General features: G+C 45.8%; 25 protein-coding genes and 1 pseudogene. 9 read left to right on the plus strand and 17 right to left on the minus strand.

Annotated features, from left to right (window positions below):
• Window positions 1-2 precede the first annotated feature (2 nt).
• The 4 genes from nikA to AC1DLI_RS09260 all read right to left on the minus strand — a co-directional run bounded on the left by nikA (window position 3) and on the right by AC1DLI_RS09260 (window position 3,517).
• Window positions 3-1,640, minus strand: coding sequence for a nickel ABC transporter substrate-binding protein (nikA, locus tag AC1DLI_RS09245; RefSeq protein WP_477601737.1), 1,638 nt, complete (start codon window positions 1,638-1,640; stop codon window positions 3-5).
• Between the two features lie 325 nt (window positions 1,641-1,965).
• Window positions 1,966-2,481 (minus strand): DNA topology modulation protein, encoded by a 516-nt coding sequence (locus AC1DLI_RS09250; protein WP_477601739.1) that lies wholly within the window; start codon window positions 2,479-2,481, stop codon window positions 1,966-1,968.
• An 80-nt stretch (window positions 2,482-2,561) separates the two neighbouring features.
• Window positions 2,562-2,846, minus strand: coding sequence for a LysM peptidoglycan-binding domain-containing protein (locus AC1DLI_RS09255; protein ID WP_477601741.1), 285 nt, complete (start codon window positions 2,844-2,846; stop codon window positions 2,562-2,564).
• Between the two features lie 110 nt (window positions 2,847-2,956).
• A complete protein-coding gene (locus tag AC1DLI_RS09260; RefSeq protein ID WP_477601743.1) occupies window positions 2,957-3,517 on the minus strand; it encodes a hypothetical protein in 561 nt (186 codons plus the stop codon).
• Between the two features lie 115 nt (window positions 3,518-3,632).
• Here AC1DLI_RS09260 and AC1DLI_RS09265 point away from each other — a divergent pair, with 115 nt between their 5' ends.
• Complete coding sequence (locus tag AC1DLI_RS09265) at window positions 3,633-3,788, plus strand: hypothetical protein (RefSeq protein WP_477601745.1); 156 nt, start codon at window positions 3,633-3,635, stop codon at window positions 3,786-3,788.
• A 75-nt stretch (window positions 3,789-3,863) separates the two neighbouring features.
• On the opposite strand, the gene AC1DLI_RS09270 is transcribed toward AC1DLI_RS09265, so the two are convergent.
• A complete protein-coding gene (locus tag AC1DLI_RS09270; RefSeq protein ID WP_477601747.1) occupies window positions 3,864-4,859 on the minus strand; it encodes a polysaccharide deacetylase family protein in 996 nt (331 codons plus the stop codon).
• Between the two features lie 390 nt (window positions 4,860-5,249).
• On the opposite strand from AC1DLI_RS09270, the gene AC1DLI_RS09275 reads away from it, so the two are divergent.
• Both AC1DLI_RS09275 and AC1DLI_RS09280 read left to right on the plus strand, forming a co-directional pair.
• A complete protein-coding gene (locus AC1DLI_RS09275; protein ID WP_477601749.1) occupies window positions 5,250-5,876 on the plus strand; it encodes a hypothetical protein in 627 nt (208 codons plus the stop codon).
• 210 nt (window positions 5,877-6,086) lie between these two features.
• Window positions 6,087-6,311 carry a hypothetical protein gene (locus AC1DLI_RS09280; RefSeq protein ID WP_477602351.1) on the plus strand — a complete coding sequence of 75 codons (225 nt, stop codon included), beginning with the start codon at window positions 6,087-6,089 and terminating at the stop codon, window positions 6,309-6,311.
• Window positions 6,312-6,409: 98 nt separating this feature from the next.
• On the opposite strand, the gene AC1DLI_RS09285 is transcribed toward AC1DLI_RS09280, so the two are convergent.
• Together AC1DLI_RS09285 and AC1DLI_RS09290 are read right to left on the minus strand one after the other, a co-directional pair.
• The gene (locus AC1DLI_RS09285) at window positions 6,410-7,837 is read right to left on the minus strand and encodes a sensor histidine kinase (protein ID WP_477601751.1); all 1,428 of its coding nucleotides are present in this window, start codon (window positions 7,835-7,837) and stop codon (window positions 6,410-6,412) included.
• Window positions 7,771-9,501, minus strand: a complete 1,731-nt coding sequence (locus AC1DLI_RS09290; RefSeq protein WP_477601753.1) for a sensor histidine kinase — start codon at window positions 9,499-9,501, stop codon at window positions 7,771-7,773. Before AC1DLI_RS09290 ends, AC1DLI_RS09285 begins: the two co-directional genes overlap by 67 nt.
• A gap of 126 nt (window positions 9,502-9,627) precedes the next feature.
• Here AC1DLI_RS09290 and AC1DLI_RS09295 point away from each other — a divergent pair.
• Window positions 9,628-10,932 (plus strand): annotated as a pseudogene (locus AC1DLI_RS09295) (copper amine oxidase N-terminal domain-containing protein); the annotation flags it as partial.
• A 90-nt stretch (window positions 10,933-11,022) separates the two neighbouring features.
• Here the strand turns inward: AC1DLI_RS09295 and AC1DLI_RS09300 are convergent.
• A complete protein-coding gene (locus AC1DLI_RS09300; RefSeq protein WP_477601755.1) occupies window positions 11,023-11,223 on the minus strand; it encodes a hypothetical protein in 201 nt (66 codons plus the stop codon).
• A gap of 257 nt (window positions 11,224-11,480) precedes the next feature.
• On the opposite strand from AC1DLI_RS09300, the gene AC1DLI_RS09305 reads away from it, so the two are divergent.
• A complete protein-coding gene (locus AC1DLI_RS09305) occupies window positions 11,481-12,677 on the plus strand; it encodes a carboxylate--amine ligase (RefSeq protein ID WP_477601757.1) in 1,197 nt (398 codons plus the stop codon).
• 197 nt (window positions 12,678-12,874) lie between these two features.
• On the opposite strand, the gene AC1DLI_RS09310 is transcribed toward AC1DLI_RS09305, so the two are convergent.
• Together AC1DLI_RS09310 and AC1DLI_RS09315 are read right to left on the minus strand one after the other, a co-directional pair.
• Entirely contained in the window at window positions 12,875-13,336 is a 462-nt protein-coding gene (locus AC1DLI_RS09310) for a hypothetical protein (protein WP_477601759.1), read from the minus strand.
• Window positions 13,337-13,561: 225 nt separating this feature from the next.
• Window positions 13,562-14,155 carry a TetR/AcrR family transcriptional regulator gene (locus AC1DLI_RS09315; RefSeq protein ID WP_477601761.1) on the minus strand — a complete coding sequence of 198 codons (594 nt, stop codon included), beginning with the start codon at window positions 14,153-14,155 and terminating at the stop codon, window positions 13,562-13,564.
• 181 nt (window positions 14,156-14,336) lie between these two features.
• On the opposite strand from AC1DLI_RS09315, the gene AC1DLI_RS09320 reads away from it, so the two are divergent.
• The gene (locus AC1DLI_RS09320; RefSeq protein ID WP_477601763.1) at window positions 14,337-15,095 is read left to right on the plus strand and encodes an MBL fold metallo-hydrolase; all 759 of its coding nucleotides are present in this window, start codon (window positions 14,337-14,339) and stop codon (window positions 15,093-15,095) included.
• Window positions 15,096-15,175: 80 nt separating this feature from the next.
• On the opposite strand, the gene AC1DLI_RS09325 is transcribed toward AC1DLI_RS09320, so the two are convergent.
• Window positions 15,176-16,213 carry an NAD(P)/FAD-dependent oxidoreductase gene (locus AC1DLI_RS09325; protein WP_477601765.1) on the minus strand — a complete coding sequence of 346 codons (1,038 nt, stop codon included), beginning with the start codon at window positions 16,211-16,213 and terminating at the stop codon, window positions 15,176-15,178.
• Window positions 16,214-16,730: 517 nt separating this feature from the next.
• Complete coding sequence (locus AC1DLI_RS09330; protein ID WP_477601767.1) at window positions 16,731-16,925, minus strand: DUF2188 domain-containing protein; 195 nt, start codon at window positions 16,923-16,925, stop codon at window positions 16,731-16,733.
• A gap of 200 nt (window positions 16,926-17,125) precedes the next feature.
• On the opposite strand from AC1DLI_RS09330, the gene AC1DLI_RS09335 reads away from it, so the two are divergent.
• On the plus strand, window positions 17,126-17,395 hold the full coding sequence (locus AC1DLI_RS09335) for an excalibur calcium-binding domain-containing protein (RefSeq protein WP_477602353.1): 270 nt from the start codon (window positions 17,126-17,128) through the stop codon (window positions 17,393-17,395).
• Between the two features lie 77 nt (window positions 17,396-17,472).
• On the opposite strand, the gene AC1DLI_RS09340 is transcribed toward AC1DLI_RS09335, so the two are convergent.
• Window positions 17,473-17,910, minus strand: coding sequence for an Lrp/AsnC family transcriptional regulator (locus AC1DLI_RS09340; protein ID WP_477601769.1), 438 nt, complete (start codon window positions 17,908-17,910; stop codon window positions 17,473-17,475).
• A gap of 153 nt (window positions 17,911-18,063) precedes the next feature.
• On the opposite strand from AC1DLI_RS09340, the gene AC1DLI_RS09345 reads away from it, so the two are divergent.
• On the plus strand, window positions 18,064-18,711 hold the full coding sequence (locus tag AC1DLI_RS09345) for a YitT family protein (RefSeq protein ID WP_477601771.1): 648 nt from the start codon (window positions 18,064-18,066) through the stop codon (window positions 18,709-18,711).
• A 217-nt stretch (window positions 18,712-18,928) separates the two neighbouring features.
• On the plus strand, window positions 18,929-19,900 hold the full coding sequence (locus tag AC1DLI_RS09350; RefSeq protein ID WP_477601773.1) for an alpha/beta hydrolase: 972 nt from the start codon (window positions 18,929-18,931) through the stop codon (window positions 19,898-19,900).
• A 126-nt stretch (window positions 19,901-20,026) separates the two neighbouring features.
• Here the strand turns inward: AC1DLI_RS09350 and AC1DLI_RS09355 are convergent, their stop codons facing one another.
• The 4 genes from AC1DLI_RS09355 to AC1DLI_RS09370 form a co-directional block, all read right to left on the minus strand.
• On the minus strand, window positions 20,027-20,368 hold the full coding sequence (locus AC1DLI_RS09355) for a DUF1801 domain-containing protein (RefSeq protein ID WP_477601775.1): 342 nt from the start codon (window positions 20,366-20,368) through the stop codon (window positions 20,027-20,029).
• A 54-nt stretch (window positions 20,369-20,422) separates the two neighbouring features.
• Window positions 20,423-20,857 (minus strand): YciI family protein, encoded by a 435-nt coding sequence (locus AC1DLI_RS09360; RefSeq protein WP_477601777.1) that lies wholly within the window; start codon window positions 20,855-20,857, stop codon window positions 20,423-20,425.
• 154 nt (window positions 20,858-21,011) lie between these two features.
• The gene (locus tag AC1DLI_RS09365; protein ID WP_477601779.1) at window positions 21,012-22,298 is read right to left on the minus strand and encodes an RNA polymerase sigma factor; all 1,287 of its coding nucleotides are present in this window, start codon (window positions 22,296-22,298) and stop codon (window positions 21,012-21,014) included.
• Window positions 22,295-22,729 (minus strand): YciI family protein, encoded by a 435-nt coding sequence (locus tag AC1DLI_RS09370; RefSeq protein ID WP_477601781.1) that lies wholly within the window; start codon window positions 22,727-22,729, stop codon window positions 22,295-22,297. The genes AC1DLI_RS09365 and AC1DLI_RS09370 overlap by 4 nt, the downstream gene beginning before the upstream one ends.
• Window positions 22,730-22,772 lie beyond the last annotated feature (43 nt).

Below are 22,772 nucleotides of genomic sequence, written 5' to 3' on the forward strand. Positions count from 1 at the left end.
AATTACTCGTTAATCTGCAGACTAGAGAATGCATTGGCATCCCGATTTGCCGGGAATTCAACGCCGCCCAGTTTTTTGTTGGCAACGACCATTTTCTTCACATAGGAGATCGGAACGATCGCTGCCTGCTCTTGAAGTGTCGTCAAAATGGAACCGTACAGCTCTTCGCGCTTCTTCTCGTCCGTCGAGCCGAGCGCATCATGAATTTGCTGGTCGAGCTGTGCCTTCATCGGCAGTTTAGCCAGAGCTTCCGCAATGCCAAAGCCCTTCTCAGCCGTAATCTGGATAAAGGAGTGCGGATCATATGGCGAACCGTAGTTGCTGAAGAAGTTTAGGTCAAAGTCATTTGCTCGGAACCGTTTAATTTGCTCGGTCAGATCAAGACCGGTAATGTTCAGCTTAATGCCGATTGCGGCCCATTCAGCCTGTAACGTCTCGGCCATCGGCTTTTGAATTTGCTCGGCTTTCTCATAGATCAGCTCAAGTTCAAGCGGTTTTCCATCCTTCTCACGAACCGTTTTGCCCTCGGGCAGCTTCCAGCCCGCTTCATCCAGGTAGGACTTGGCTTTCTCTACGTCGTAAGGAATAGGTGAAACGGTAATATTCGTATAAGGCAGGTTAGTGGATAACAAATTATCGGCTTTCTCTTCGAATCCCGACGTAACGCCGTCGACCATCGCCTGTTTGTTAAAGCCCGCCTGCAGCGCAAGACGAACGTTCAAGTCTGCTAATGCTGCATTAGCCGTATTCAATATCAACTGTCTCGTAGCAACGGGTTCGGAAAGTTTAGTCTCATATTCGCCGGACTCCTCAAGCTGCTTGTATGCATCCAGGCTAATGATTCCTTCACCATAAATCAGGTCGAGCTCGCCTTTTTCGAAAGCCAGTACGCGCGTATCGCCGTCTGGAATGATCTTGATGACGATTTTATCGACCTTCGGCTGCTCGCCCCAATAGTTCGGGTTACGAGTGAATGTCGCATATTCGTCCGTTTTATAATCGCTCAGCATCCATGGACCTGTACCGATCGAGGCTTTCACACCTTTCGATGTGTCACCGTCATCAGGGAATCCGGCCTCTCCAAGGAAGCGGACAGGACGTACGACAGACAGTTCCTGGATCGTCGGATAGTAGGCTTCTCTCAAATTCATTTTAAATGTATATTCGTCCACTGCTTCGGTCTTCTCAAGAAGAGCGATAAAGCCGAGCCAGCTATGATTGTCAACATTTTTCATGATAGCATCAAAGTTCTTCTTAACGATCGTTGCGTTAAAAGCAGAACCATCGGAGAACTTTACGCCTTCCCGGATTTTAAATGTATATTCCTTGCCGTCCTCGGAAATCGTCCAAGACTCGGCCAATGCAGGCTCCAGCTTGCCGCCTTCTCCGTAATTGACCAAAGGCTCGAAGATCATCGATTGTCCAATGAGCTGCGACGGATTGTACACATGTGGATTCATAGGCCCGATATCACGCGGCCAAGATAGGGTAACGACTTTTTCTGCTGACGCTTCGTTTGCCTCAGCATTCTTTTGCTCCGGCGCGTTGCCTCCATTGGAACAGCCTGCAAGGGCGGTGGACAAGAGCAGCATGATTGCCGCTGCCAGTAGAACCATTGATTTTCTCTTTCCTGCAACCATTTGTAAAATGACCCCTCTCATTCTCTCTATCCTTAATTTCGATGATAATTATTATCAGCACTTTGAGAATGATAACCCCTATCATATAATTATGTCAATAATAAATGCCCTCCGCTGCCGCTCGTGTAAGACCTCTTGCTTTCGACGCATAACCGCAATAGCTCCGAATGGACGAGTTGCAGCCCCCAATTTGTATTAATCTTCCTGTAAACGCAATGAAGCTGCCGATCTTGCCGGCAGCTTCGGTTTACATATCAAGCTTTGCTCTTCTATACACCTATGTAACCATTATTATAAAAAACACTCATGACAAAAGCAGTGACAGTTACTTCAACAATTCCACATTTGCTACAAACTTTCGAACGTCTTTCGGAGACTTTAAAATGATTATGTTCTTTTCATTCGATAACCCTCGAAGCTTCTCTAAGATCTTTGGCTTTTGTTTTTCAGGGTATGCCCAGACCCATTTCAAAAATTCCAGACTGACCTTTTCTTCGCAGCCTTCGGCCATATCCATTCTCTTCTTGTTGCGGTATTGGAATCTTCTCTTCAACACGCGGAAAATGCAGATCCACCTCGACAGATCAAAAAATATGATCGTGTCAGCCGCCTGTAACCTAATGTCTATAGTGCCCCCATAATTGCCGTCGATAATCCAACTGTTATGACTTACGAGCTCCTCTTGAACATCTTTTTGCTCGTATTTTGGCGTGCTAATCCAGCCTGGTTTCCAAAAGATTGCATCCAAATGATAAACTTCAATTGATAAAATCTCGCCCAGCTTGCGAGCTAAAGTTGATTTACCTGAACCTCCGGAACCTATAAGTACAATTCTTTTCATATTGGCCCCCGACATTTTTAAATTAATAGATTGTTTCTTGTTAACCTGAAAAAGAAAAAGGATCCGCCACGGCGGATCCCTTACGATTGCTGCTCCAGACGATCCACGCGCCTGCGAAGGCGTTCAAACTCATTGGTCAACCGTTCCACTTGACGTTCCAAGCGCGTTACCCTTCGTTCTAGGTTATCCGGTACGGGTGGGGTAGGCGGAAACGGCGGGCTGGGTATAGGGATGTATAGCGTTAACCCGACATAAATATAGTTCGGGTTCGTCAGGCCGTTCGCCTGCATGATTGCTTGAACGGAAGTTCCGAATCTCGACGCGATCGACCAAAGTGTATCGCCGGGTTGCACTACATAATTCATGAAATGTTCCTCCCGATAGTTAAATCCTTACCGAGATAGTGTATGTGCCTATGGCTTTTAGTGATTGAGACTAATGCCTATTGCGTTACGTTTATTATCTGAAGTAAGTCTCACTTTTTCACCCGTATAAACTGGCGATCCTTCCACTCGAACTCATTCCCCAAACGAAATGTGGATAGCTCAAGTACGAGATCGAGCTCCTTTTTAGGAGTCTCTAAGAATCGTTCCCTCCCCTGCGCCCAGCAGGAATAGAGTTCTAGCTCTTCACCTATCCCCATATGAAGACGTAGGTAATCGAATAGTTCCGTTAAACATTTTTTGTTGCTTTTATAGGATGAGAGGGAATGTTGTTTTATTTCGTCATTAATCTGGAAAGAACCTCCTTCGGGGTTCACTTGGTACACTAATGGATGACAGAACAAATGCGAGGAATCTTGATTGCTGATAGGGCCGGTTATATATAAGCCTGCTGCATCCTCCACCGTCTCATAGATCTCCATAAGCTTATCACCCTGTGTATATTTCTCTAGCAGTATTTGCATAAAGGGATGATCCTTCGCTGCAGGATTCATATGCGTCACATAATGAATTAGCGTCATAGCCGTTTTCTTCTGTCCGAACGAACCAGTCGGAAGCTCATGGCTTGCAGCAATATAGTAGAACTGGGACATAGGTAATATCAACTCCCTAGCTTAGAAAGCCTGTTATTCAAAATATAATCAACCAAGAGCGGATAAATAAAAAATCCAAAGGACATGCTACTCCTAACTTAAAGGAGGGATAATAATGCCAAATAAAAAAATAGTTGTAGAAACCGATGGAGATCCAAAAACAGCTTATGAAGATACCGCGGCTCATGAGCGAACTGGCTTTATCATTGACGCTACGGAGCAGTTAGGTAATGAAAACGAGGAACTATCCAATATACCAAACAACAGCTAATTAAATAGTTCTTGAGTTAAGAAAGGCTGCCCATATGGCAGCCCCTTATGAAGTAATAGCTCACTGTCAGCGCAATTAATCCAGCCATACCTTCGCCCCATGTAAGCTCATTTTACGCTTTCTCTTCGCCAGCAGCCTCCAACCGCTCCATAACCAGAGGGCAAAGACAACCATTTGTACAAGCAAAGCCTTGATCGTAAAATAATGACGCTTAATTATGCCTTCATCAAATTGAATGCTGCCCAGCTTCTTCTCCGCGTGTTTCATGAGGGATAGTTGCAGCGCTGGATCATTGGCCATACCTCCAGTATTCAATCGAAAACCGTTGGTTTGTCCGGGCTTGTTTAAACCCATCTTTACAGTCAGCGTTACATCAATTCCTAACTGGTCGCATATGTCCAGAAGTGACTCCGAGAAGCCTCCAAAAGGAAAAGCAAGCACATTGTTTTGGATTCCCAGCCTCTGCTGGAGGATGTCATTGGCCTGCTTAAGGTCGTTAGTAACACGCAACTTATACTCTTCCTCCGTTTCCTTCCGCTGCTTGTCCTTCAGGTAAATCCGACCGGCAAGCATTGCCGTTTCCTCGGTACTCGTGGAGTCCGTTTTGGCATACTTATGCGAGTCATATGTATGACTGAAAAATTCAATACCGTTTCTATGCATCAGCTCAACCTGTTCCCAGGTCACCTTCGGAATCCCTTTATACTTTGGATTGTCGATTGCATTGACAATAAGGAAGTTTGACACAGGGGCTTGATATTTCTTAATAAGCGGATAAGCATACGTATAAAATGATTCATAGCCATCGTCAAAAGTAAGGAGCACCGCGTTGTCCGGTACAGGAGCAGCGTGCAGTATGAAATCCGTGTATTGCTTCATCGAAATCCAGTGAAAATTATTATCTCTCATTAACTCTAATTGCTTCTCGAAATTAGCGACGGACAATGTGCCAGCGTCCTTCGGCTCAGGACTAAGATCATGATACATCAGCACAAGAACGCGTTCCTTATAGTAAATACCGTTTGGATTATTATCTTCAGGTTTTAATCCATCATATGGAGAGCTATCCATATCCAAACCCAACTTTTTGGCACTATCAGTAAACATTTGGTTAATAATAGGTATTTTCGAATGGTATCTTTGAACGACGAAGTAACTAAAAACAATCGAAGATATCACTAGCATCACAGATAATAGAATGAATTTGATACGTAAATACATGTCTTCGCCTCACAAAGCAGAATTGATGTTCGAACGGTACTTATAGTGAACATATGAGGGAATCGTACCATAATCTGGAACATTTGGCATCAAAAATGTAAACATTTCACAAAAATGTTATCTATTTTACAAGCAGCTTTACCGAACAACAAGTTTGATTGTTCTACTTTATATCGCACACACAACATGCTATTGTTATTTAGTGGAAAAAATAGAAGGCTACGAGAAGGAGTCTTGCAAATGAGTGAATTCACGTCCGGAAATCTGACGTTAGTATCTTTTAAAGAAAAAATAGTCCATGAAGGGCTTTCGTACGTGAACGAGCTTAATGAGGATTGGCTTGTCTTTTTTACCGATGAAACCATGATTAACGACGAAGCTTCTGAACGTGTTATTCGTATGTCAGAAAAGGCTCCTATTTTATATTTTTTTAACGCCGAAGACCATGGATGGGGCTACCGTATTATTCATAACAAAGAAGTGGTCGCTAAGGTGGATGTATCCTACGACCTTGAGGAAACGATGCTGATGAAGCTTGTTGAGGAGCGGCATCCTGACGTGGAAGACCCTATTGAGCTTTTCTACATTGACGATGAGGGTGAGGAATTGCGAGCGCAATATGCGGAAGAGATAAGAGCATCTTCGGATTTTGATGATGCAATCGCTAAGCAATTCATTAATCGCAACATCGAGCATTTCAGGCTTTTTAACGTAAATGAGGCTCAGCTTGAACAATTAGGCACTCTGTTGACGAAAGAATATTTGCAGCAATTAGAATTCCAACAGCATTTAGTAGAACAATTCAAAGAGCTGTTGAACTTGCAGGAAATGAGCTGGATACGTCCCGATCGCATCCATAATTTATGATCGAATGTGAAACTATGGATGCGCTGCTGGCTTTCCGCATCTGCAGACTTTGAGTGCTTCATTCCTTTCGTAATCTCCTGCACATGGGAAACAATTCCTTCCACATACACTTTTTCTAAGCTAGCCAATTGTAACCCCTACCGCACCCGAGGAGCACATGCGCAAATAACCCACATACAATGCATGTGGAGGTGAGTATTCATGCTTCAAATGTCGTGGTATACAAAGGCTATAGGCTTAGTCGGCCAGCCTGTAGGTGTATCATTTGTAAACGGCCAGGGTGTGACAGGCGTTTTATGCAGCGTCACCGGAGGCACTGTCGTTTTAATGGAATACTTGTATCAAAGCCAATTTGCCACCAAGCATTATCCTTCCAATACGATTCAGGACATTAATTCTTTTCCCGGCTGCAGCATGCCTGGACCTCTTTTCTAAACCATAACGAGCCGCTCAAGGGTTGCACCTTGGCGGTTCATTATTTTATATATTCGGATTTAACGAACTAAATTGTTAATGATGTAATATGAGCGGCTTCAGCTTTGAATGGGAATGATAAAAGATATTTTCGTGCCGTGACCCGGTGCGCTCTGAATGTGGAGGCCTTGGCCATATAGCTGCCTCAATCTCCGGTCTGTATTGCGAAGACCAATTCCTTGCCTAGAGCTCGTTTGGGTGATTAACAGCTTCTCCAGCCTATCCGCTTCTATGCCCACGCCGTCATCCTCAATCACAATTTCCGCATAATGCTGATGGCCGGAAATTCGAATATGAATATTCCCGCCTTTCGCGCGTTTTAAGATACCATGCTTGATTGCGTTCTCTACAAGCGGCTGAATCGTAAGGGGCGGAAGCTCCAGCTCGATATTGTCGTCAACCTCCCAGAAAACTCGTACCCTATCCTCGAAGCGTTCCTTCTCGATATATAGATAAGAGCGCACAAGCTCCAGCTCATGCTCCAAAGGAACAAACCTTTCTAGATTCCTTGAGTCAAAGCTTGCCCGTAAATAATCGCCGAACACATCAAGCAAAGCACGCATTCTATTGATATCGATTTCGCTTAGCGCGCCGATCGAGTTTAACGTATTAAATAAAAAATGCGGTTGAATTTGAGCCTGAAGCCAAGCCGCCTCCACGCGCAATCGTTCTCGAAATGATTTCTTATTGTCCGTCAAAGCCCGTACCCGCGATTTCAGTTCTAACGCATCGACCGGCTTCATTAAATAATCGTTCGCCCCGGCTTGGAAGCCTATTTCGATATCCTCTGGACGGCTGCGCGCAGTAAGGAGAAGAATGGGAAGCTCCGCCATCGCAAACCGTTCCCGAACCGCCTGCGATAATTGATATCCGGACATATTCGGCATCATAACATCGGTAATCACCAAATCCCATTCTCTTGTTGTCAATAAGGCGAGTGCTTCTTTGCCACCGGCAGCCGTTATGATCTCATAGCTTTCGGATGAGAGCACGCTCTCGAGCACGCTTAAGTTAATCGGGTCATCATCAACAGCCAAAATGCGGGGCCGATCTGCGCCCGGTTCCGCGCTAGTCGCAGCGGGCAATTCTGAATATGCCGCTGCCGCCTCTCGCAGGACAATCTGCTCCGGCGGGTGATACGCCGGCGTATTATTCGGCTGAACGGCTGAATCCGATATCGGCAAGGTAAAGGTAAATACCGATCCGGAGTTTGGAATGGAGCTGACAGCCAGTGTTCCCTGGTGGAGCTCTACCAGCTGCTTGCATATGCTTAAGCCTAGTCCAAGTCCGCTGGCATTGTCTGCATTTCCGCTGCCGCCTTGCTCGTACGGCTCAAATATCGACTGCTGCTGTCCCTCCTCAATTCCAATACCCGTATCTGAAACAAGAATGACCGCCTTCCCTTCACGAATATGAGCGTCTACTGTAATGAATCCTTCATTAGTAAACTTTGCTGCATTGTGAAGCAAATTAAATACGATCTGCACCAGCCGATTTCATCTGCAATGACAGGCGGGAAGGAATCCGGAATGCGGTTGACCAACTGAACCGGCTTGCTGTCTATCATTAATCGAATCAAATCGAAAACGCCGGATGCAATCGCCTGAACACGGACATCCGTCATCTGCAGGCGTATCCGATTTTCTTTTAGGCGTGTAATATCAAGCAAATCATTCAATAAATAAGACATTCTCTTTCCTAATGTGACGAGCAAGTCCATGTTTTTCCGATTTTTGGCATCAGCCATTCCATTATCGCTGCTCAGTACCGCCTGGGCGATATTTAGAATTCCGTGAAGCGGATTTCGCAGTTCATGCGAGGTTTGGACCAAGAACTGGTCTTTTCGCTTATCTTCCTCGAGCAGCTTCTCGGCAAGCTGCGCTGTCTGCGTGGAGTTTCGCAAATAACGCTTAAACCAGTACGATGCAAAAGCAATAAACGCGGCGATCATATCGAATGGATAGTAGTCCATTTCCATCCAGCCTGTGTTTTTAACAATTCCCCAAAGAGTATTGACAGTTACGGCGCTTATGCCGAGCAATATAAACACAACATCCCTATTCCCCCTGCTTGCCGCTAAAAAAGCGATAAAGGGAACCGCGAAAAATGAAATCATGACCAGTGGCACATGAAGATAATCCGTATACGTCAGCCACTTGACCGGCAAAAAAGGAATTGTCAATGCGTACACGGCGCATAGGGCCGTATACGTCCGAAGACCCCAAATACGATTGATCTCCGGCAAAAGATGTTTGGTATATTGAAATATAAATACAGCCATCGCTAAGTAGGATAAATAATAAAGCTTGAGGTTCCACTCATAGCTGATAGGAAGCCATACGATCAACAAGTAGCTGTTATCTATAAGAATGGATACAATTGCAAAAATGGTTATTAAGAAAAAATAGATAAGCGCTTTTTGACGGACCCCCATGAAATATAAAATAACGGAATAAATTGCATGCCCTAGCAAAATCAGGCATACAGACAATTGCAGTGATGCAGATAACCATGTCGCTTTATGGACGGCCTGATCGCTTCCGAATTTAATAGGCCAATAAATACCGCCCGCAATGCGGTCATCAAAATTTGCCACCTGAATGATAATTTCAATTTCCTGCCGGTTTGTGGCGAAGGTCGCGGAGTATGGAACGATACGCGGTTTATATTGATCATCCGTTGAAGCAGGTTGTCCCGAATGAGCCAAGAGCCGTCCATTTACGAAAACCTTTGATGATGTCGGAATCGTAGGTAACCGAATACCGTAAATTTGCTCCGCGTCTGCGCTGACCAATATCCGTAAACGGTAAGAACCGTAACCAAACGTAGCATTCTTTTCGTTCGCGACGGCATCATTCCAATTGCCGGGAACCTGAATCATTTGTTTATTTCCCAGCGCTTCAATTCCGGATAATGAATCCCCTGGCAGCAATTGGCCGCGGTAAAATTCCCATTCGCCGTTCAAGGATACCGCGCGGTCTGAAGAAAAATCCCATTCACGCAAATCCAATTTGCCGTGTATGGCATGCGCCTGCTGTGGCGGGGTTACCACCATGACCCAAAATAATCGCAAGCCTGTAAGCACCATGACGAACAAGGCCGTTATAAGCAATATTTTCCTAATATTATTCATAGGTTTATTTTTCGACAAAAAAAGCGGTATTCCTTTTTCATTTATTGAGGCAAGGCGCGCTATCCAAACAAATATATATCTTGATAAATATGGATATCCGAATGATATAATGTTAGGTGGAATATATAGTAAGATGGTACCGTCTTTATTCCCATTCGCGCGGCAATGGAGCATTTGCACGCCAAAGTGAATTTTTCAGAAAAAAAGATTATCATTGACCGGGCTGACGCCCAAATCATTATGGAGTCAGGCAAAACCTTGGTTACAATTAACGGGGAGTCCGTAATGGTAACCACACCGCCGATTATCGTCAAAGGCAGTACGTATGTCCCGCTTCAGTTTGTCGGCAATGCGCTTGGCTATGAGGTGCTGTATCAGCCAGCTTCCAAAAAAGTGCTGCTGAGCACCGCAGGAAACCAAGCCGTCATCTATGGCTATGTTGAAAACATAGACGGCCAGGCTGTCCAGCAAGGCACCGTGTTAATAGAGGATGTAGCTGAACAAATCACATACGAGGCACCTATACGGAATGGTTTTTATCGTTTTAAAGCCGCCCCAAAAACCTATCAATTCAAAGGCTATCTAGAATCCTACTCCGGAAGAAGCCAGGCGGTGAATGTACAGGAGCCGTTTGAGCTCTCGGCGGGGAAAACCATATTTTACAAGCTGACGCCACCCCAGCTCGGGTTCAAGGTTACGCTGCATGATCCGGCAGGCAAGCCGATCGCCAAAGCTGACGTGAGCTTTAATACATCGCATGGTGCCATTTACGTGAACATCCGCAATGGGATTGGCTATCTCGACTTTCTTGAGCCTGGCAATTACAACTTCGATGATGTAGAGATTAATGATGAGCACAAGAATGACTACGATATCTATCACTCGTTTACGATCGATGAGAGCGGGAATGCCTCTTCGCTGAATATCATCGCGCACCCTCCAAATGTTAAGGGCCAAATCCTAGGAGAGTCCAAAACAGTCTATGGAAACCTTGATATTTGCTCAGCCGAAGCTGATGACTGCAGCGTGCAAGTGGCACCAGGCGGCGCATTCTCCTTTTATTTACCTGACGGCAATTATAAGTGGAGCAGCTATTATGACAGCACGATCCGTCAGCACTTCGAGGTTAATCTTGCTTTTTCCGTTAGCAACGGACAAACGCAAACGAATCTGCGATGGTCCAAGCCAGTTATTAATATTCAAGGCACTGTGACCACGAATGAAGGAAAATCGCTGACTGGCGGTTATGTACTGTTCTATAACATGGGAAAAGAATACTCCGCATGGGTAGAGGACGGAAAATTTAAATGCTATCTTCCGAATGGCACGTATACCGTCCGCTATGATCAATTTTTTGGAGATTCCTTACATTTATCACTGGGGACCCCAGTAGAAGTATCCAATGGAAAAATAATAGGTTCATCGGATCTCGTATTTTATAGCTCTTAATTGCAAAAAGACCGGCTTTTCCTTTAAAGGGAAATCCGGTCTTTTCTTCTTATTATCACTCAATACGGACATGTTACATCTCTAATCGACTTATCTGGGCGGTATCTCTGGTGGTATTTCCGGCCTTACCTCCGGCAGAACATCCGGCTTAATCTCCGGTTCAGTCCGTGGAATGATTTCTGGGACTGGCTGACCGGGTATAATCTCGGGTGAGGCAGGCGGTTCGATCTCCGGTTCGTTGCCAGGATTAACATCAGGTATTTCCGACGGCTGATTAACGTATTCAGACATGATTGAGCATCTCCCTTCGCCTATAAATAGAAGTACCCAAAACCACGAAAAAATAACATTCGCATTGGGTGCGTTGCAAGAATGTGATCATAAGCATTCCTGCGCCGTTTTGTTTGTTTAAAAAAGGGAAGAAATAATACAGACCATTTCCACTATGGAATAAAGGTTTATCCAAGATTCTGTCGAATGCAGTGGACAATCCATTTTCTTACAAATGAAATTTCAGCCCATTACAAAGCGGAAGCGAGATCCATTTTATGAAAAATAAAGCTGTTATCCTTGGTTCGAATTTTTACATTGGTCTAAGCATCATAAGGGCTCTTGGTTCTCGTCAAATCTACACGGTCGCCATGGATTACTCCAGGATAAACACTTATGCGTCAAAATCAAAATATTTGAACGAACAAATCATCGTCCCGCACTATAAAGAAAGCGAGCAGGAATTTTTGGCTTTTCTTATTGAGTATGCAAAGCAGCAGGATGAGAAGCCTGTTTTGTTCCCGACTGTAGATCCCTATGTAGAATTCATAGATGCCCACCTAGATGAGCTTAGTCCATACTATCTCATCAATATGACTAATCAGGGGCTTTGGAGCAGCATTATGGACAAGGAATTTCTTCATGACTTGGCATCTAAGCATGAAGTGTTGGTTCCGGAGTCTCTAAAGCCAACGGATGATGGGTTTGAAGACAAGGTTCTCTCCCAAATCGGATTTCCATGTATCGTAAAACCAACAGACTCTCCCGCATTTGTTGCCAAATTCAGATTAAAGATTTTCAAATGCAGCAATATGGATGAACTAAGAGCCGCGTTAGAGAAAGCTGCTCAGGCGAATCTTCAAGTCATCGTTCAGCGCATTATTCCAGGCTTCGATGACCATGTCTATACGTTTGACGCCTATTTGGATCAACACTCCAAAGTTACTCATTGGGTAAGCTGTCAAAAGCTCCGGCAGTTTCCGATTAATTTCGGAGCATCCGCATTCACAAGGCAAAAGCACGAAGAGGAGCTTTATCGCATAGGCGCTCCCTTTTTAGAGTCTATTGGTTATAAAGGCTTTGCCGAAATTGAATTTAAGAAGGATGCTGTCACCGGAAAGTTCTATTTAATTGAAATAAATACGCGTACGACAACATTAGATCCTCTTCTCAGAAAATGCGGAGTGAATTTCCCGCTGCTCGCATATCGCGAGCTTACAGGAGAAGCTATCGGGCGTCATTCCGTTACCCATGATACCGGTTATGTTTTTTGCTTTTTGTTCGAGGATATTCTTTCATCGAGAGATTATATTCGGGCCAAGCAGCTGAGCCGCACTCAAATCTTTAAGTCTCATTTTGTAAAAAAGGCACCTGCAATATGGAGTATGGATGATCCGCTTCCAGCCTTTCACTTCTTGTATATAGTCCTAAAAAAAATTAACAGGAAGCTGCTGAGAAAACGGCAAATCGGTTAGAACTTACAAACCAAAGAGGGGACTGCCAAATGCAGTCCCCTCCTATTTTTGCTGCTTAACCTTTTAACTGTTTGAAAGCTCTGCTTTCTGGATGCTAAATCTAAATTAAGTAATTGATAGGTAAATAAGCAAAAAAAGACAGAGCACTTAGAGGCAATGTCCCACGATGCTCTGTATTGTTCCTAACAGATAAGCGACTATGCAGTTCTAATAAGATAACCTACACTACGTTTTCTGCATTTGGATTTCTTTTTCTTTTTCACGGAAAAGCCAACATCCACTGAAGTTATCGAAGAAATTTTAACGTAGCTTACAACACCCTTCACATTGATAACGACACAGCCGTCGACTATGCCTAAGAACACGCCGGTACGGCTTGTTCCATCAAAATGAATGCGAATATTAGCTGTGCCTACTCCGATTTTTGTGAGAATGCAATGGACGTGATCGTTTTTACCGCAGGATTGTTCCTTTGAGCCGCTGCTGCCGCTGCTCTTATGACAGCATTTGTTACCGCTGCTTTTATGGCAGCATTTGTTGCCACTGCTTCCATGACTTTTGTTACCGCCGCTATCATGGCTTCCTCTGCTGCGGCAATCTGAGTGTTTGCTTCCCCGGCTCTTGTTACCCGAGCTTTTACTGTCTTTTTTGCTTCCCATTCCTATCATCTCCCTTATATTAAGAATTGATTCTATTCTATGAGGATTGATAGATTTCGGTGTGTGTCTATTTACTAGAATTAAAAATTAATATATTCGGCGGTACATTTTAAGGTCGGAAACTTTATAGATGCAGGCCCCAGAAGCCAACACACGCAAATAAAAAGCACTTCGCAACATGCAAAGCGCCTTTTAATCCACTTATCCGCAATTCACTATCAACTGCTAAGTAGCTAGAGTCCCCTTTATATAAGCTCTTACTTGATCGGTACAATGCCGAATGTGAATGCTGTCATCGAATAATTTGCTTAGCATAAGCCCGCCCTCGACCAAAGCAATTATTACGCTGCATGCGGCTTTCACATCTACATCACTGCGGAATTCTTGCAGCTCGATGCCCTCGCTAATCATTTTTCCCAAAGCCGTCATTAGCTCCGTCATGGCATGCTGTGCCCTTTGCTTTAACAGCGGATGGCCATCGTCGTTCTCTACTGCCGTATTAAGAATAGGGCAACCGCCTTCGCATACATCCTGCTCGATCAGTGTTACATACACATCGCATACGGCCAGTAATTTATCCGCTCGGGTAGAATATGCTGCCATTGCTTCGTCCAGCAGATTCCTTAATTGCGCAAACGAATAATCAAATGCCGCCAGTGCGATTTCATCCTTATTTTCAAAATGATTATAGATGCCGCCTTTACGGACCTGACTGCGTTCAATAATTTCGGACAGCGAAGTGCCTGCATACCCTTTTGTATTAAATAAACCAGCGGACTGCCTGATAATGTGTTCTTTCGTATCTTGCCCTTTCCCCATATCCAGCCCTCATTTCAAAAAGTACCAATTGGTCTTAAATTAGCATACTCTCTTCTCGAGTTCAACCCATACGGTAAAGATCCATTTTCTAATTATGGAAAATTACTCTTGCTGCACTATCAAAAATATGTTAATTTAGTACAGACCGGTCGGTATTAAATTAACCTAGGAGATGTTCATTATGTCTATTTCGATTCAACATATTCGCAATGCTACATCGGTCTTAACCTTGAACGGTAAAAAAATACTTGTCGATCCGATGTTGAGTGATGTAGGCGAGCTTCCGCCGGTTCCTTTCACGCGGTCCCTTCGCAGAAATCCATTAACGCCACTTCCCGTTCCATTGCATTTCTTTGAAGACATGGACGCGATACTTCTAACACATCGCCATTTTGATCATTTGGACAAAAGGGCTATCTCTATTCTGAACAAAAGTGCACCGGTGTTTTGCCAACCGGAGGATCAAGCTTTCTTGCAAACCTCGGGCTTCTGCAACGTACATGTGATTCATGATTCACTTGCGTGGTGCGGCATTCAAATGAAACGTATAAAAGGGCAGCATGCCAAGGGCGTTGCCGCCAAGCTGCTCGGACCGGTATCCGGATTCCTTATCCGCACACCCGCAGACGGTTCCATTTATTTGGTCGGGGACTGCATTTACACTCCAGCTATAGAAGAGGTGTTCCGTTCCCATCAACCGGATATTACAATCTTGAATACGCCGCGCGCACAGATGCTGTTAGGGACAATTATTACGATGACCGCGGAGGATATCGTTCGCATTGCGCAGTTGTCGCCAGCCACGAAAATTATTGCCGTTCATATGGATGCAATCAGCCATTGCACATTTAAACGCCAGCATCTTCGGGCATTTTTGAAGGAACGCAACCTTGAGCATGCCGTTATCGTTCCTGACGATGGAGAGATTATTTCCTTCTAGCTCAACTATCCCGCTAAAAACCAAACCAATAAAGGAATAGGCCGGGAAGCCGCCTTGAGAACGGGCCCGGCCTATTCACCCTAATCCTCCACGACGCCAAGCGCCTTGTTCTTCTCCTTAAAACGCGCATTATGTGAGGATACGTACGCCACTTTTGGCGCTTCAGGATCCATATAGAGCTTTGCGCTGTTAACGGCTAGCGCCGCATCCGTAAATGCTCCGGCTATGAGATTAAGCTTGCTATCATAACAAGCAAAATCCCCTGCTGCAAATATACCGGGCAGGTTCGATTCCAGCTTGGAATTAACGAACACATTCCAGTCGTCCATGCTAAGACCCCAATCCTCAATTCCGCTGAAATCGGATTGCAGTCCATGGTTCACGATAACCGCGTCCACCGATAGCTGTTCCGATTGCCCGGTCTCCAGATGAGTCACCGTCACGCATTCGATCGTCTCTCCGTTGCTGCTGTACAGCTGAGTAACCTCATATGGCGTCCGTACATCAACAGAGGATTGTTTCATTTTGAAAATATTTTTCTCATGCCCGCCGAATTGCTCTCTCCGATGCACGACCGTCACCTGCTCGGCAATCGGCTCCAGCTCATTTGCCCAGTCAACCGCCGAATTCCCCCCGCCAGAGATAAGCACGCGTTTGCCGCGGAACGGCTCCAGTTCCTGCACCGTGTAGTGCAAATTGGTCACCTCGTACCGTTCTGCTCCCTCAAGCTCGAGCTTAGCCATCTTTAAAATACCGCGTCCGATAGCCAATATTACGGTGCGTGTCCAGTGCTTCTCTCCTGTAGCCGCCTCTAACAAATAGGTGCCGTCATCCTGCTTCTCCATGCCGCAAATTTGTTGGCCCAGCAAGATGGTCGGATCAAAGGTTTGTGCTTGCTGTTCCAATTGCGTAATCAGCTTTTCGCATAGGACCGGCGTAACTCCCCCAACATCCCAAATCATTTTCTCTGGATAAATCAGCATACGCCCGCCAAGCTTTTCGTTCGCATCAATCACCTTCGTTTTCAAATCCCTCATCCCGCTATAGAAAGCAGCATACATCCCAGCAGGACCGCCGCCAATAATCGTTACATCATATAATTCCAATGATTCCGTCATGTTTTCCCTCCCGGGCATGTATTTGAGATTGATTCTCAATTTCATTGTAGACTTCGTTCTATCGGGAGAGCAATGGACAAAAAGCAATGAAAATTTGTACAAATTACACGGCATTGGCCGATTACAAATGTAACGCAATCATCGACTGGACACGATAGTTGATAGTAATTCTATAATGGAACAGCTGCTTATCTTACCAACGATGACAGTTTATCCTTGATGCTGGCGCTAGTCCGTTCCCAAAACAGCTGGTTGAAATACCTTTTGCCAATGCCCGTCTCGCGAATCAGCTTAACGAAATCGATTTTCCAGCATCACTCGTTATACACCTACTTAAATGAGAATCATTTTCATTAACCTCATTGTATATGCAAAAAAGCGGACCCGCAATGGTCCACTTGAATAATTACGATTGTAAGCCTTCTTATTTCATATCAAGCAGCTTTTCGACTTGAATCTCCGGCTGCTTCTCCATAGAGATCGGGTCTCCTGCCGCCTTATCACCGGTATTACCCGCCTACTGTGTCTTTTTTCGTATCTGCTTGTCTCGGTTCTCTCCCCATTCTTTGGCCTGAGACGTTGCAATCGCAATGGCCCTGCCCTCTTCATAACCGTCCTCTATTAAAGCATTTGCGATTTCAATCGCTTTATTGCGAATGGGAGCCATAAAGTTTTTTAGAGAATCCGGGTATTCGTCTTTTGTCCATGGCATAGCGCAGCCCTCCTCTCGTCATCGGATCGCAAGCTTTAACACTTTGTAACTGCCTGCAAAACCTACCAACTAATACCCAAGCCTCGCACTTCATTAAACAACTATAAATCAATTGATCTGCTTTATAGCGTAAGTCTAGTGATTGTTGTATCATACAATAAGAATCAAACCCGTATTTACATATAAAGGAGTATGACATGTTGAGAAAAAAGCTCATTGCACTAATTACCGCATGCCTCTTGGTCAGCAGCCCTGTTATTCCCAGTAATCAAGCAAGTGCGAAGTCTGAAGCAAAAACTTATAAAAACTGCACAGAATTAAACAAAGACTATTCAGGCGGCGTAGCACAATCCGCATCCGTTAAAAATAAGGGCGGAAAAACGAAATATAAACCATTTGTATCCAAAGCCTTGTACGATGCCAACAAGAAAAGTGACCGTGACAAAGACCTCATTGCATGTGAAAAATAGGATAGGTTACAAAAAAGCCGTGCGGGCTGTGGGGCCTGCGCGGCTTTTTTGTACTTCTTGAGCTGGATAAATAATATTTATTCCTTCGGAAGTATACTCCTATTCATCACTGGAGAAGAAAGTATAACCGATGTGTTGACATTGCCGAAAGGCATGAGCCGCTCCACGAGCTCGCTCAGCGCGTCCATCCCCGTTACCGCCGCCTTCAAAATATAACTGACCGTTCCGGTTACGCGATGGCATTCCAATATTTCATCGTCATTCATAATACGCTTCTCAAATTCCGTGGGAAACACCTTCATCTCGCTCATTTGAATAATCAACTGAATGTTTCTTCCGACCGCAGCCGGGGATACCCGAGCGCCAAAACCGGTGATGACTCCTCTTTCTTGCAGACGAAGCAGACGCTCCGATATACTAGGACGACTTAAAGCCAATCGCTTAGACAGCTCACTAACGGTCATTCGCCCATCCTCCTGCAGCAGCTGGAGCAGTGATCGATCCAATTGATCCATCGTCGCAGGCCCTCCTTCATTTTGCAGATAAGAAGCAGTAATTTAGTTCAATGTTACCTACACTCACATTAATTTTGTTCAGTTTATTATATATCCGATCGGCACCGTTTTGTATGCTTAAACTAACAAACCTAAGCAGGCGGTGCATGCGATATGATACAGAAGTCAGGCAGCAAGATGAAGGAAAACATACGTAATTGGCTTCATATTGCAATAGGCTGCTTCGTGAATGCCAGTGGATTGGTCATGCTGAAGCATTCGGAGATTGTCACTGGAGGTACAGCGGGACTCTCTTTAAGCTTATCGTCGCTGCTGCATGTCCAATTCCACTATATTTTCGCTTTAATCAATCTTCCGTTTTTTATCTTCTCCTACTTTTACATGGGCAGATCCTTTACGGTCAAAACCATTCTAGCGATTGCGTTCCTCTCCTTATTTAGCGCTGTGGACGGCGCATTACCTGCATTCTCAATTCCTCCGCTGATTGGGGCCATTGCCGGCGGGGCATTCATAGGGGCAGGACTGATCACCTTGTTTCGAAACGATGCTTCACTTGGCGGTGCAACGATTCTCGCGGTTTACCTGCACAAGAGATACGACATCAATCCCGGTAAAACCAACTTTTCATTCGACCTCATGGTCGTCCTCACCAGCTTATCCGTATTCTCGCTTACGAGCGGGCTTTTCTCTGCATTATCCATAGCCGTTACATCGGGTATGTTATCCTTCTATAAGAGAAGAAAGACAAGCGATAAGAAAACTAAAGATGATCCCCTCCCGAGCGTTACTACTTTGAGATGAACACTGCTCAGATTATTGCTAATAAAGTACTCCATTCTCAAAAAAACGTGTCAGTCGTATCAACCGCTGAGCTGCATTTTCCCCTTACAGCATGACCAGACCAAAGGCGGGGTATTTCCCCCTGCTTAAGATGGTTTTATCTTCCAGTATATTCCTATACATTAGAAGGAAGTGCCGGAAGACTGGTAACGAATGGCTTGAAGGGAGACGGAAGAACTTGTGGAGACGTGTTCGAAAAATTGTGCTATACCTGCTCGTCATACTTGTGGCGTTAGCAGGTATCGGTGCTGCATATCAATGGTATGGCTCTGTACAAGACAGAAAAACGTACCAACCTGTCGGAAAACGATATGAAGTAGCTGGAAGCAAGATGCATCTCTATACGGAAGGTAAAGGGAACACGACAGTCATATTCGCTTCAGGCTGGGGAACGGTCAATCCTTACGCCGATTTCTCCCCTCTATATGAAGGTCTGAAGCAGCATATGAAGATAGCCGTCTATGACCGGTTCGGTTACGGCTACAGCGATATAACGGACAGAACGCGGGATATCGATACGATTACCGACGAAATTCATGAGCTGCTTCTTGTCTCTGGACAGAAACCTCCTTATGTGTTTGCAGCCCACTCTCTGGGTTCTCTGGAAGCCATTCGGTATGCGCAGCGATTTCCCGAAGAAGTGAAGGGAATTCTGCTTATTGAAGGCGGGAGTCCGGAATATTACAGCACCAGTCCGGAGCTTACTTTGATTCCATGGATACACAGCGGACTCCGAACAACGGGTATATTAAGAACGTTGTATCATATAAACGGCTTCGCGGAATGGGTCGCCGACCAAAGCAACGGGGATAAACTGTTGACGGAGGAACAGAAGGAATTGAATCGCAAAGCCACACTGCTTAAGGTTGGGAACCGCAATATGAGGGATGAAATACGACAAAGCCGAGAAAATGCCGAAACCGTGCTGGCGGGAGGGAAACCCCTAAACATCCCTCTTACCGTCTTGACTGCGGACAATTTCGGCAAGCTGTCCAAAGATCAAGCTTGGATGGACAGCGAAGCCGCACTTCCTTCATGGTCCATTTCCGGCAAGCAAATCATCGTGCAAGGCAGCTCCCATTACGTGCACAGCTATCAGCCGGATATTGTAGTTGATGAACTGCTGCAGCTGGCAGAACAAGAGCAGTGAATCAGAAACAGAGCAAAGGAGATCACATCTCCTCTGCTCTGTTTTTCGATTGCTTAGCTGTTATGAGAAACTCAATCGTTCGAGCTGACCTATTTGCCATGAAAGAAAGTCCGCTGCCGAGTGATTTTATAACGTCGAGGCTGCCTGGCTGACAAGCGATGATAGTTGGTCGCAATCGACTGATTGCCCTTGTCGGAGCTTGATTGTTTTTCTTTCCGGCGGACCATCGAACAAGCCTTCAGGAAGCGATAGCCCACTCGTGTTAAAAATAGTAAAGCTGACCGCGTCTTTCGACGTTGAAATAACGGCTGCGTATTTCCCATTATTCAAAAAATGTGGTTTCTTGTATTGGATGCGCTCCTGAACGCCAGGAATCGCTCCATGAACAACCTCGCGCAGGCGGAAGCATAGCTCTCCTTGCCAAGGCTCTTTTACCGCTCTAACAAAATCCGTTACTTCTTGATTCATTTATTCTTCTCCTTTTTTGAGTAAATGTGATATATTGCTCATCGAAAAATATTTTTAACTTTTATTTAGCATGTCAATTTGGTCCTTCAGGTCGGCTTCCAAGACCTTTGATTTTGAAGCTCCTAGCAGCCCCTCATTCTCAAAAAGCTGGCGGAGCTCAATTTCATATTCGCAGCATCCACTTGGATTCGGCATGCGCATCGCCCATTCGATGGCTTCTTCTTCCGATTTCACATCAATCAGCGTATAGCCTGCAACCAAATTCTTTGTCTCCGCAAAAGGCCCAGCCATGACCTTCGGCATCACGCCGTGCAGCGGATACGTAATCCGCAATCCGCACGAACTCGGCTGCAGCTCTTCCACAGCGAGGAGCACGCCGGAACTGGCCAGCGATGCGATGTACGCTGCCATCGCATCATTGTACTCCCGGCTGGGCTTCACGCCAGCTTCAGAATGTTTCGTTGCTTTCACCATTAACATATATCGCATTGGTGTTTCCTCCCGATTTTGGATGAGTACGAGATGCATATAAACCCGCCTCTACTTAAACAACGAACAGGAGGACTAATAATCGACATGCGGAGTAAAGTTATCTAAAAAAACGCAAATGGACTGCTGTCCATTTGCGTTTAGCTATGTCTGGCTATTCACTTGTTTCATGAGGCTTACCTGATTCACCTGAAGCGCATTCCGCGGCGCGCTTTAACAGAAGCTCACGCTCGCGCGCATTGCGCGTCAGCGATGCGGCGCGTTCAAATTCACCGCGAGCTTCGCCGATGCGGCCCAGTTTGACCAGAAGATCTCCGCGCACACTCGGCAGCAGATGGTAGTCCTTCAACGACGGCACAGAGGTCAGCTCATCTACAATTTGAAGGCCGTATACAGGACCGAAGGCCATGGAGATCGCTACAGCGCGATTTAATTCTACGACAGGCGATGGCATTACGCGTGATAAAGCTTCATATAACGCCGCAATACGCGCCCAATCGGTCTCGGCTGCAATACGTGCTTTCGCGTGGCACGCAGTAATCGCGGCTTGGAGCGCATAAGGACCGAGCGGACGCCCGAGCTTCTGCGCACGTTCGAGAGCAGCCAAGCCGCGGCGGATCAGCAATTGATCCCATAATGCGCGGTTTTGATTCATAAGTAGAATAGGCTCTCCTGAAGCGCTTACCCTGGTTTTGAACCGTGACGATTGGATTTCCATTAGGGCAACCAGGCCGTGAACCTCCGGCTCCGCAGGTGCAATTTCCGCAAGGACACGCCCTAGCCTAAGCGCTTCCTGACAAAGCAGCGGGCGTAACCAGCTTCCGCCGGAAGTCGCCGTATAGCCCTCATTAAACATTAAATAAACCACTTCGAGCACCGTCGATAGGCGTGCCTTGAGTTCTTCACCCACAGGAACCTCGAAGGCAACCCGCAGGTTACTTAGCGTACGCTTCGCCCGGACGATCCGCTGTGCAATGGTTGATTCCGAGAGGAGAAAAGCATGTGCGATTTCATCGGTCGTAAGTCCCCCGAGCAAGCGCAGCGTCAGCGCTACTCTCGCTTCCTGAGATAAGGCCGGATGGCATGTCGTAAAGATTAATCGCAGGAGATCATCGCCCACCTCCCCATCCATCGCCATATCAATATCTTGCTCGGTGTACAATTCGCTTCCTCGTCCCAGCTCCTCGTATTTCTGCTCGCGCAGTCTGCTCCTGCGGATAAAATCGATCGCTCGGCGCTTCGCCGTTGTCATAAGCCATGCGCCGGGATTATCCGGGATTCCGGTATCCGGCCATCGTTCCAATGCAATGACAAGGGCATCCTGTGCAAGGTCTTCCGCGAGACCGACGTCGCGCACCATTCGCGCCAATCCGGCAATTAGCTTGGCCGATTCAATCCGCCAGATGGCATCAATTGTACGCTGGACTGCGGAATCGTTCACGATTTCTTAGGCCTCTCCATCTGCTCACGAAGCGCGGCTTCCATCGCCAGCGTTTGCGGGTTTTGCGTCAGATCCTCCGCTTCCATCACCTGACGAAGCTCGATTTCGCCTTCGCCGTTACCGTGCGGATCCGGCATGCGCATCGCCCATTCGATCGCTTCTTCCCTCGATTTGACCTCAATTAGCGTATATCCAGCTATGATTTCTTTCGCCTCCGTGAATGGCCCGTCGATTACTTTCGGCTTCTCTCCAGGATTCGGATAGGAAATCCGAATGCCGTTAGAGCTAGCTTGTAATCCGTCTGCAGCGAGCAGCACTCCTGCTTTAGCTAATTCTTCGTTGTATCGAAGCATCGCTTCGAGAAGCTCCTGACTAGGCATAACCCCTGCCTCGGAATCCTTGGTAGCTTTGACGATCATCATAAACCTCATCTTTTTTTTCCTCCCGCAATCATTTTGGAATCGCAATTACCCC

It is taken from the genome of Paenibacillus sp. 01T443, from assembly GCF_056398325.1.

What these genes read in the sequence shown, in the direction of transcription:
- AC1DLI_RS09340 (WP_477601769.1), bottom strand. Translation starts at nt 17,910, where the DNA reads ATGGATCAATTGGATCGATCACTGCTCCAGCTGCTGCAGGAGGATGGG.
- AC1DLI_RS09320 (WP_477601763.1), top strand. Translation starts at nt 14,337, where the DNA reads ATGTCTATTTCGATTCAACATATTCGCAATGCTACATCGGTCTTAACC.
- AC1DLI_RS09275 (WP_477601749.1), top strand. Translation starts at nt 5,250, where the DNA reads ATGAGTGAATTCACGTCCGGAAATCTGACGTTAGTATCTTTTAAAGAA.
- AC1DLI_RS09265 (WP_477601745.1), top strand. Translation starts at nt 3,633, where the DNA reads ATGCCAAATAAAAAAATAGTTGTAGAAACCGATGGAGATCCAAAAACA.
- AC1DLI_RS09355 (WP_477601775.1), bottom strand. Translation starts at nt 20,368, where the DNA reads ATGAATCAAGAAGTAACGGATTTTGTTAGAGCGGTAAAAGAGCCTTGG.
- AC1DLI_RS09325 (WP_477601765.1), bottom strand. Translation starts at nt 16,213, where the DNA reads ATGACGGAATCATTGGAATTATATGATGTAACGATTATTGGCGGCGGT.
- AC1DLI_RS09270 (WP_477601747.1), bottom strand. Translation starts at nt 4,859, where the DNA reads ATGGATAGCTCTCCATATGATGGATTAAAACCTGAAGATAATAATCCA.
- AC1DLI_RS09250 (WP_477601739.1), bottom strand. Translation starts at nt 2,481, where the DNA reads ATGAAAAGAATTGTACTTATAGGTTCCGGAGGTTCAGGTAAATCAACT.
- AC1DLI_RS09360 (WP_477601777.1), bottom strand. Translation starts at nt 20,857, where the DNA reads ATGCGATATATGTTAATGGTGAAAGCAACGAAACATTCTGAAGCTGGC.
- AC1DLI_RS09280 (WP_477602351.1), top strand. Translation starts at nt 6,087, where the DNA reads ATGTCGTGGTATACAAAGGCTATAGGCTTAGTCGGCCAGCCTGTAGGT.
- AC1DLI_RS09330 (WP_477601767.1), bottom strand. Translation starts at nt 16,925, where the DNA reads ATGCCATGGACAAAAGACGAATACCCGGATTCTCTAAAAAACTTTATG.
- AC1DLI_RS09305 (WP_477601757.1), top strand. Translation starts at nt 11,481, where the DNA reads ATGAAAAATAAAGCTGTTATCCTTGGTTCGAATTTTTACATTGGTCTA.
- AC1DLI_RS09370 (WP_477601781.1), bottom strand. Translation starts at nt 22,729, where the DNA reads ATGAGGTTTATGATGATCGTCAAAGCTACCAAGGATTCCGAGGCAGGG.
- AC1DLI_RS09300 (WP_477601755.1), bottom strand. Translation starts at nt 11,223, where the DNA reads ATGTCTGAATACGTTAATCAGCCGTCGGAAATACCTGATGTTAATCCT.
- AC1DLI_RS09345 (WP_477601771.1), top strand. Translation starts at nt 18,064, where the DNA reads ATGATACAGAAGTCAGGCAGCAAGATGAAGGAAAACATACGTAATTGG.
- AC1DLI_RS09255 (WP_477601741.1), bottom strand. Translation starts at nt 2,846, where the DNA reads ATGAATTATGTAGTGCAACCCGGCGATACACTTTGGTCGATCGCGTCG.
- AC1DLI_RS09260 (WP_477601743.1), bottom strand. Translation starts at nt 3,517, where the DNA reads ATGTCCCAGTTCTACTATATTGCTGCAAGCCATGAGCTTCCGACTGGT.
- nikA (WP_477601737.1), bottom strand. Translation starts at nt 1,640, where the DNA reads ATGGTTGCAGGAAAGAGAAAATCAATGGTTCTACTGGCAGCGGCAATC.
- AC1DLI_RS09315 (WP_477601761.1), bottom strand. Translation starts at nt 14,155, where the DNA reads ATGGGGAAAGGGCAAGATACGAAAGAACACATTATCAGGCAGTCCGCT.
- AC1DLI_RS09310 (WP_477601759.1), bottom strand. Translation starts at nt 13,336, where the DNA reads ATGGGAAGCAAAAAAGACAGTAAAAGCTCGGGTAACAAGAGCCGGGGA.